Annotated in this window: 10 protein-coding genes; 8 read left to right on the forward strand and 2 right to left on the reverse strand. The window is 24.8% G+C overall.

The features are described from left to right. The 3 genes from Q5F54_RS06800 to Q5F54_RS06810 form a co-directional block, all read left to right on the forward strand. Positions 1–2,487: SbcC/MukB-like Walker B domain-containing protein (locus Q5F54_RS06800; RefSeq protein WP_302334137.1), on the forward strand; the 2,487-nt coding region annotated here is incomplete at its 5' end. Next, positions 2,488–3,777, forward strand: coding sequence for a TIGR02679 domain-containing protein (locus tag Q5F54_RS06805; protein ID WP_281537794.1), 1,290 nt, complete (start codon positions 2,488–2,490; stop codon positions 3,775–3,777). It begins immediately after the preceding gene. 174 nt (positions 3,778–3,951) lie between these two features. Beyond that, positions 3,952–5,094 (forward strand): DUF362 domain-containing protein, encoded by a 1,143-nt coding sequence (locus Q5F54_RS06810; protein WP_302334138.1) that lies wholly within the window; start codon positions 3,952–3,954, stop codon positions 5,092–5,094. A 302-nt stretch (positions 5,095–5,396) separates the two neighbouring features. Here Q5F54_RS06810 and Q5F54_RS06815 read toward each other — a convergent pair whose 3' ends face one another. Next, positions 5,397–5,837, reverse strand: coding sequence for an ImmA/IrrE family metallo-endopeptidase (locus tag Q5F54_RS06815; protein ID WP_071120818.1), 441 nt, complete (start codon positions 5,835–5,837; stop codon positions 5,397–5,399). Between the two features lie 29 nt (positions 5,838–5,866). Further along, positions 5,867–6,268 (reverse strand): helix-turn-helix domain-containing protein, encoded by a 402-nt coding sequence (locus Q5F54_RS06820; RefSeq protein ID WP_071120817.1) that lies wholly within the window; start codon positions 6,266–6,268, stop codon positions 5,867–5,869. Between the two features lie 406 nt (positions 6,269–6,674). Between Q5F54_RS06820 and Q5F54_RS06825 the strand changes: the two genes are divergently transcribed. The 5 genes from Q5F54_RS06825 to Q5F54_RS13235 all read left to right on the forward strand — a co-directional run. Then, positions 6,675–6,860, forward strand: a complete 186-nt coding sequence (locus Q5F54_RS06825; protein WP_071120816.1) for a helix-turn-helix transcriptional regulator — start codon at positions 6,675–6,677, stop codon at positions 6,858–6,860. 63 nt (positions 6,861–6,923) lie between these two features. Beyond that, positions 6,924–7,721, forward strand: coding sequence for a phage antirepressor KilAC domain-containing protein (locus tag Q5F54_RS06830; protein WP_071120815.1), 798 nt, complete (start codon positions 6,924–6,926; stop codon positions 7,719–7,721). 275 nt (positions 7,722–7,996) lie between these two features. Next, complete coding sequence (locus tag Q5F54_RS06835; RefSeq protein WP_071120814.1) at positions 7,997–8,932, forward strand: YqaJ viral recombinase family protein; 936 nt, start codon at positions 7,997–7,999, stop codon at positions 8,930–8,932. Positions 8,933–8,976: 44 nt separating this feature from the next. Beyond that, positions 8,977–9,525: a hypothetical protein gene (locus tag Q5F54_RS06840; protein WP_302334139.1), complete on the forward strand. Its 549-nt coding sequence runs from the start codon at positions 8,977–8,979 to the stop codon at positions 9,523–9,525. Positions 9,526–9,537: 12 nt separating this feature from the next. Continuing rightward, positions 9,538–9,785, forward strand: a 248-nt coding sequence (locus Q5F54_RS13235) for a DnaD domain protein (protein ID WP_369124053.1), incomplete at its 3' end; no start/stop codon positions are given.

A 9,785-nucleotide genomic window follows, 5' to 3' on the forward strand; every position in this document is an offset into this window, starting at 1 on the left:
GACTTAGTAAAAGAAAGTAAAAATAATAAAGAAGAGAAATTAAAAGACGATAAAAATAAATTAAGTCTTAAAAAGAAAGAAATTACTAATGATAAAAATAAACTTAAAACTGAGCTAGAAAAAATAATCAATGATAAAGAAGTATTTGAGGAAAATAACTGGTTTACTGAAGCAAAAACTATATTAGATAAAGAAAAAATACCATATAAAAAACTTTATGAATGTATAGACTTTAAGGAAAATTTACTAGATGAAGAAAAAAAGATAATAGAAAGCAGTCTTTTAGATATGGGGATTATAGACTCAATAATAGTCCCAAATGAGTATAGATTAAAAGCTGAAAACTTACTAAAAAATAATACCTATAAAATACTTTGTAAAAATGAAAAAACTAATAAAGATAATTTAAGTAAATATATTTCCTTAGAAGAAGATAATTTCACTAAAGAGTATAGTAATGATATTTATAGTATTATTGAATCAATTTCAATAAATACAGATGAAAATAATACTTACATAGATTTAGATAATAATTTTAAAATAGGAATAATAAAAGGAATTACAAATACTGAATATGAACTTAAATATATAGGTTCTAAAAAGAGAGAACAATATAGATTAGAAAAAATAAGTACATTAGAAAATAAAATAGAAGAGTTAAATATTATATTAGAAAATTTAAATGAAAATATAAATAAAATAGATAACAGTATTGAAATTTTAAATAAAGAATATAAAGAATTTATAACTGGAGAAGACATTGACGAAGAAATAAAGCTTATAGAAGAGATAGAAATAGATTTAAGAACTAAAGAAAAAGAACTTATATCTATAAATGAAAATATTTATAAAGTAAAAAAGGATATAAAAGAAATAAGCAACTTATTGTTTGAAGAAACAGAACATATAAATATACCTAAAAATACAGAAAGTTATCAAAGTGTAATAGATAGCATTAGAGAGTATAAAGAAGTAATAAATGAAATTAGACAAGCTTATAATAAAAAAAATAGCATATTAAAAGAAACTGAAATACATATATCAATTAATGAAGCAGTAAAAAATGATTTAGAAATTATTTATGAAGAAATAGGTACATTAAAAAATGAAAAATTAACTTTAACTAAAAATATAGAATCTTTAAAAAATGCTTTAAAAAGTCTTGGAATAGATGAAATAGAAAAAGAATTAGATAGACTTTCTAATATAATAAGTACATATCCACATTCAATATCTTTGTTAATAGAAAGTAAAGCTAAAAGAGAAGCTAATATAAAAAATTATATAGATAGATTAAATGAACTAGAGATAAATTTAAATACAAAAAATAAAGAACTTAATTTCTATAAAGAAAACTTTAGATATGAACTTAATTTAGGATATATTGAAGAATTAAAAGCTTTAGAGGAATGTGAAGCTATTGAATATGTAATAGAAAAATATAAATTAAGTGAAAGTTACAAACAAAATGATATCATATCAAATATACATGAAATAATACGTGAAAGCTCACTAGAATTAAATAACTATAATATAGGAGTTTACGATACAGATAATATATACACTAACTATGAGGATGAAAATATAAAAGGATTAATAGAAATATCAAAAAGGGTAGATATAAGAATAAAGCTACAAAAAAAAGAAATAAGTTTATATGATTTAATTAAAAAATTAAACTTAAATATAGAAGAACACAACTTATTAATAAATGAAAATGAAAGAAAAGTATTTGAAGATATATTAATAAATAACCTTAGTACAAAAATTAGTGCAAGAATTAGCAGAGCTAAAAATTGGGTTAAGGAAATAGACAAGCTTATGGATAAAGTAAACACTTCAAATGGACTTAAATTAAACATTACATGGGTACCTAAAAAAGGTCAAAGTGAAGATGATATTGATATAAAAGAGTTAAGTACACTTTTAAGTACAAGTAAATTTTTAACTGAGGAAGAAAGAGAAAAAGTATCAAAGCACTTTAAGTTAAAGCTAAAACAACAAAAAAGAAGAATGGAAGATGAAAATAAAATATCTAGTTATCAATATATAATAAAAGAAGTCCTTGATTTTAGAAGATGGTTTGAATTTAAATTAATGTATACCACACCAAGGCAAAATAAAAAAGAATTAACAGATAATGAATTTTATAGGTTATCAGGTGGAGAAAAAGCCCTAGCTATGTATATACCATTATTTGCAGCAGTAAATGCAAGATATGATGGAGCTGATAAAAAAGATTGTCCAAGAATGATATCACTAGATGAAGCATTTGCAGGAGTAGATGAAGAAAATATTAGTCATATGTTTAACCTTATGGAAGGATTAGATTTAGATTATGTATTAAATTCTCAGGTACTATGGGGCACTTATGAAGGAGTAAAAAATCTAGCAATATATGAACTTATTAGAGAGGGTAGTGATATGGTAATTCCTATAAAATATACTTGGAATGGACATTCAAAAATAGTAGATTTAGGTGAGTAAATGGAAAAGGCACTTGAAATTATAAACTCAAATAAAATATATATAGAAATATTTAAAAACGTAATGAAAAAATATAAACAGTATTCAAAAATAACAGGATACTTTAATATTACTCCTAAAAATAATGAAGAAATGGATATACTAGCTAGCTTCGATACAAATGTATATAACAATAAAAAAGCTAAGATAAAAAGTAAGGATGTAGAAAAATTATTTACTAAGAAACTTAAAAATTTTGATTTTTTACAATTACTTTCAGTTGTAACAAAGGAAGAACTTATTACCAATAAACAAGTAAGAGAAATTTTAGTTAACAATGAAGTAGAGTTTTTTAGTACCTTAATTAAATTTTGTGAAAATGGAATAGGTAAAGAATGGATTATATCGGCTTTACAAAAAAAGTTATATGGATATCCAAGTATTAAAAAGTTATATAAAAAAGCTTTAGATGAAAGTAATATAAATTATTTAAAGGAAGACTTAATTAAATGTATAAATGCAATAAATAATTTACCGTATTTAGAAAATAAATATGAAAGTTTGGCTATATTTTCAGCAAGACATACTAAAGACCCACACTTTTTTGATAAAGATAGCATCTATGGAAAACTTTTAATAAATGCATTAGTATACAAGGATAGTCAAGGTGTTAATAAAAATGAAATAAATAACATAGATAAATTAAATAAACTATATTATAGATTTGGGTTGTTAAAGGATGAAATCTCAAATTCAACTTGTATATATAAACTAACTGGGGAATTAGAAGGAAATAGGATAGACTTTTTAAATATGATTAATGAACCATTTAATATCTCATTATCAAATATTCAGAAACTAGACTATATAATTTGTAAGAATAATAGGGTATTTATATTTGAGAATCCAGCTGTATTTCAAAGTATTATACAGGATACTGATATAGATGAAAGTATAATATGTACAAGTGGACAATTGAATTTATCTTCATATATGTTATTAAATAAGATTAAAAACCTAGATAAAATATATTATGCCGGGGACTTTGATCCAGAAGGGTTACAAATTGCTGATAAGTTAAAAGATTTATATAAAGATAAAGTTGAGTTTATGCTGTATGATGAAAAATATTATGAAAAAATTATTTCGGATAAAGAGCTTGATTTAAAAAGAATAGGTAAGCTAAAAAGTATTAAAGATAAGGATTTAAAGGATATATCTAATTATTTGATAAAATACAAGAAAGCTGCATATCAAGAGTTGTTGATAGATGAGTATAAGCAATATATAAGACAGCAAGTTAAGGGTTAGAATAAAAAGATAAGTTTAATTTAATATAAAATATAAAAGGTTAGAGTAATCTAGCCTTTTATATTTATCTAAAAGATAAATTGGGTTACATTAATTTATTATAAATATAAGTAAAAAAAGGTAATAAGCCTTCTTATAATGAAACTATAAATATAACAAAAAAGGAGGCAAATAATGAAAAATGTAGCATTAAGAAGCTGTCAAAGTTATGAATATAACCAAGTAAATCAACAGTTTGAAAAACTAATACAAGATATAGGTGGACTACATAAATATATAAACAAAAATAGTACAGTATTTATAAAATTAAACTTAGTAATAAAAAAACATCCTGATGAAATGGCAACTACACATCCAATGGTATTAAAAGTGGTAGCTAAACATTTACTAAATCATGGATGTAAAGTAATTGTAGGAGATAGTCCAGGAGGTCCATATACAAAATCAGCACTAAAATCAATTTACAAAACTTGTGGTATAGAAAGCGTATGTGAAGAACTTGATATTGAATTAAACTATGACATATCAGAAGTAAAAGTAAATAATCCAAATGGAAAACTATTAAAATACATTACAGTAATAGAGCCTATAACAAAAGTTGATCATGTAATAAATTTATGCAAACTAAAAACCCATGCAATGGCAACATTTACAGGAGGAGTGAAAAACTTATTTGGAGTAATACCAGGAGTACAAAAAGCACAGTATCATTTTAAGATGCCTGAAGTAGTAGATTTTACAGATGCACTAGTAGATATATGTTCCTATGTAAATCCAAGCCTTACCATAATGGATGGAATAATTGGTATGGAAGGAGAAGGACCAACTGCTGGAAATCCTAGAAAAGTAGGAGTACTTTTAGCTTCACCAAGTCCTTATGCTATAGATGTAGTTGCTTGTAAAGTTATAAATTTAAACCCAAATAAAGTTCCAACAGTACAAAGGTGTATAGAAAGAAATCTTATAAAAGAGGATTTTTCTGATATATGTATACTAGGCGATAATATAGATGATATGGTAATTAAGGATTTTAAGATACCTAAAAACAAGAGTATAAGCTTTTTAAGAGGTATGATACCTAAAAATTTAGAGGTTTATATAAATAAAAAATTAGCAGGTAAGCCAGTTATAAATTATAAAAAATGTGTAAAATGTGGAAAGTGTAGTAAAGTATGTCCTCCAGGGGTTATATCTATGGAGTGTGGGTTTCCAAGTATAAATTTAGATAATTGTATAAGGTGTTTTTGTTGTCATGAACTGTGTCCTAAAAAAGCTGTAGATATAAAAAGATTTTTTGTATTTAAATTTATAAAATAATCTTTTTATATTATAAAAACTTTAATAATAGATTTAATATTTATAAAAAATTCGCTTCGCTCGAGCGACGTGTCGGCGAAACACTTCATTTCGCCAACGATATATCCTTGCTTACGCTACGGATACATCCGTTGCTCAAAAATATCATTTTTTACTTTTATAAAGTTATTGATATTACTCATATTCATAGGTTATCCATAATTTTTTTTATGATATAATTTCCTTATACGTAAAAAATACCCTGTCAAAAAACTCGACAGGGTATTTTATTAACTTAAATTATAAAAATTAAAAATATATTTTTAACGAAGCTTTTCTCTAAATTTAAGATCAAATAACCAAGGATGAACTCCGATACGAGATGCAATCTGTGCCTCACTTTCACCAGGATAAAGTTTATGAATATTATCATCAATCAAAAGTTCAGCCGCAAAAATATAAGCCTGACGCTCATATTTATTCTTAATATAAGAACCACTCAAACCACGACATGCAAAAGCATTAATACCCTTATGAAGAAAATAATGAGCAAGTTCATGAGCAGCAGTCATCATTTTCTCCTCATAGCATAAGTTACTATTTATATAGATTATTGGATAATTATCCTTTACTTGAAAAAATCCATTAATACTATTATGTAGCGGATAAATAACTAAAGTAATATCTAAAATATCAATTATTTCAAAAGGATTGTTAGTATTATATTTTGATATTACTTCTTTAACTTTATTCCTTATAAACATAAAAAATATATCCCCCTAAGTTTGCTAAACTATATATTATTGTCCCTTTTTTGTTTTTGTTTAACTAATGATAAGCCAACCTCCATAGCTGTAAGTAAGCTTTCAATGGCTTCTTTACACATTGGTTCACCATCAAACAAAATAGTTTCATCAGTAGATAAATCACATTTAATCTTTTCTAATGAATTTTTTATATCAATTTTATCTTCTTTAGTTAAAGTAAATTTATCATTTGTATGACCATGTAAATAATCAGTAGATACATTAAATAATTTAGCTAATTGACTTATAGTTTCTCTTTTTGGCTCTCTTAAATTATTTTCATATCTAGATATAGTTATTTTGGTTGTATTTAATTTTTCTGCAACTTGCTCAAGAGTGTATCCCTTTTCTTTTCTTAAATCTTTTAATCTCTCACCTAAAGTTTTCATATATTCACCGCCTTTATTATATTTAAAATTTAATATTATTTATACATTTTAGATTAATTTAAATTTTTAAATTAATTCTATATCATCTAACCTTTGTTGTAGTAATATTAGTAAATTTAATACCTAGATACTTTAAATTTAAATTAAATTGAAAAAGTATCATAAATATTAATATCAAATGTTAGTTTTCTTATATAAAACTAACATATCATAACTTAATTATAGCTTAAAATTAGGATAAATAGTATATAAAATGTATTAAAATGGTTATTTTTTATTTATTAAATAACCAAAATTTATAAAAAATAACCGAAAGTTATAAAAAGTTCTTGCATTGTAACCAAAAAATGGATATACTTAAATCAAGATAAGTAACCAAAAGTTTAATAAAAGGGGGAGAAGTAGTATGAATAATTTAAAATTTACAAGAAAAAGTAGAAGACTAACTCAAAAAGAATTAGCACATTTACTTCATATGTCAACATCAACGTATATAAAAAAAGAAAAGAACTTAGATTACTTTAGGGTATATGAAGCAATAGAAGTTGCTAACATACTACAAAGTGATGTAAATTACTTATTTAAGCGATAAGTTGTAAATTTAAGTAACCAAAAGTAATAAAAAGAATCAAAAATAACCATATAGGGGGATAAAATGGAAAGTTTAAAGTTATTTAGAAATGATTTTTTTGGTGATATTTTAGTAATAGTTAAAAATAACAAAGAATACTTTGACGCAAATAGTGTAGCTAATGTATTAGGATACTCAAATCCTAGGGATGCAATAATCAGACACTGTAAAGAAGAAGGAATAATAATACATGAAGTAGGAGTTACCTCTAAAACTAGAAACGGAGTAAGTTTAAAAACTCAAATGTATAAAAAGAAATTCATTGATGAAGGAAATTTATACAGGCTAATAATGAAATCAAAGCTAAAAAGTGCATGTAAGTTTGAAAGATGGGTATGTGATGAAGTTATTCCTTCAATTAGAAAGCATGGTGCATATATAGACAAAAACCTTATAGATGAGATGTTAGAAAATCCAGATTTAATAATATCTTTAGCACAAAGATTAAAGAATGAAAGATTAAAAGTAAAAGCTTTAAATAAAGTAATAATTGAAAATGAGGAATATATAAATTTAGGTAAAACAATAGAAGATACAGAGGGAGCTATAACAATAGGTCAATATGCAAAAATAATAAGCAATAAAACTAACATGGGAAGAAATAGATTATATAAATGGTTTAGGGATAATGGATATTTTATAAGTAAGGGTGATGATAAAAATACGCCTAAGCAAATTTATATTGAAAGTGGATTATTTAAAATACATGAAAAAGTAATTCAAACTGAAAATGGAGAAATTCTTTCTATAAAACCTCTGATTACAGGCAAAGGTCAAAAATATTTTATAAATAAAATACTTGAAAGTAAATATTTAAATTAATATTTTGTACTAGTTAATTTTATTTAAATACGCTCGATGATAATGTATAAGCTTCCCTCCAAACTAAAAAATTATCGCCAACGATATATCCTTGTTTTCACTTTGAGCAACGTGTTGGCGAAGTATTTTGGATATATCCGTTGCTTAAAATTCGCTTTGCTCATAGCGCCAACGATAAATCCGTTGCTTAAATGTTGGTTTAGTTTATACATTATCATCTTCGCTAGATTAAATTTATTAAAAATATATGATGTTATATAAAATAGGGGGATTATATGAGAAAATATTTAGAAGCAAATATAGAACATAACACATTAAATATGCCAAAGGAAACTTGGTTAAAACTAAGAAAAAAGGGAATTGGTGGTAGCGATGCAAGCAGTATATTAAATTTAAATCCATATAGAAGTAGTGTAAATGTATATATGGATAAAATAGATGAAAATATAGAAATAAAGAGTAATATGAAAATGATTTTAGGTGAAAAGCTAGAAGAATTTGTAGCTAAAGAATTTTGTAACCAAACTGGTAAAAAGGTAAGAAATTTAAATGGAATACTTAGGAATCACAAATATCCTTATGCCATAGCAAATTTAGATAAAGTAGTAGTTTCAGAAAATGCATTTTTAGAATGTGTTGTAACTAATAGCTACTTAAAAAAAGAGTGGAGCGAAGAAGTTCCAATACATTATCAAATACAGTGTTATCACTATATGGCTGTAACAGGAGCAAGTCATTGTTATGTATGTGCATTAATTGGGAATGAAGAAATAAAAATATACAAACTAGATAGAGATCAAGAACTTATTGATTACATTATGGAAAAGGAAGAAGAGTTTTGGAAAAAATATATATTAGGAGATGATATACCACTTCCTGATGGAAGCGAGGATTATTCTAAATTTCTTAAAAATAGATATAAAAATATAGATGAAAAGCCATTAAATTTATTTATAGAAAGTAATAAACTTTCAAAACTAGATACCTTAAATGATATGCTAAAGGAAATAAAATTAGAAAAAAGTAAAATAGAACAAGAAATACAACAGGAAATGAAAGATCATGAAGTAGCTTTCATTGGGGATAGAAAAATAACTTGGAAGTGGCAAAGTAGAACTACTTTAGATTCTAAAAGACTAAAAAAAGACTATCCAGATATAGTTAAAGACTATATGAAAACTACAGAAACTAGGGTATTTAAAGTGAATTAAAATATTTAGATTGATATTATTTAAGTTAAATTAAGGGGGACATTATGGCTATATTTAGAAAACTGCACACTGCCTTTTGGCAAGATGCAAAGGTTATAGAAGAATTAACACCAGAAGATAAATTTTTCTTCATATATTTATTAACTAATCCAGCAACAACTCAAATTGGAATATATCAAATAACTAAAAAGCAAATGAGTTTTGAACTTGGATATTCAATAGAAAGTATAAACTCTTTGATGGATAGATTTGAAAATCACCACAAACTTATAAAGTACAATCCATATACACGTGAGATTGCTCTAAAAAACTGGGGAAAATACAACTTAGATAGAAGTGGTAAGCCAATGCTTGATTGTGTGAAAAAAGAATTAGAGGAAGTCTCAGATATATCACTTATAGAATATGTTAGTAAAGGTATTAAAAAAGAAGAGATAAAAGATATATTTAAAAGCTATCTAAATAAGGATAATGCTGATGATATAGAGGATTTATGTAAAAGTAAAAAATTAAATGACGATACGTATAACGAGTCGTATCACGATACGTTTAAAGATTTAGGACAAGAAGAAGAAAAAGATAAAGAAGAATAGAAAGAAAAAGATATAGATAAAGAAAAAGACTTAAAATCATTTAATGTAGGTAAGTATGCAAAATTATATGAACAAAACATTGGACTTATAAATGGAGTAGCTTATGAGTGGATAATCAATATAAGTGAAGAAATAGATTTAAAGCTTTTTAAAAAAGCCATAGAAATAGCAACAGACAAAGGAAAATGCAACAAAGGCTACATTGGTGGAATTATAAGACAATGGCTAAATAACAATATAAAAACTTATGATGATTTAAA

It is taken from the genome of uncultured Romboutsia sp., from assembly GCF_958366745.1.
In the GTDB taxonomy this organism is placed as follows: domain Bacteria; phylum Bacillota; class Clostridia; order Peptostreptococcales; family Peptostreptococcaceae; genus Romboutsia; species Romboutsia timonensis.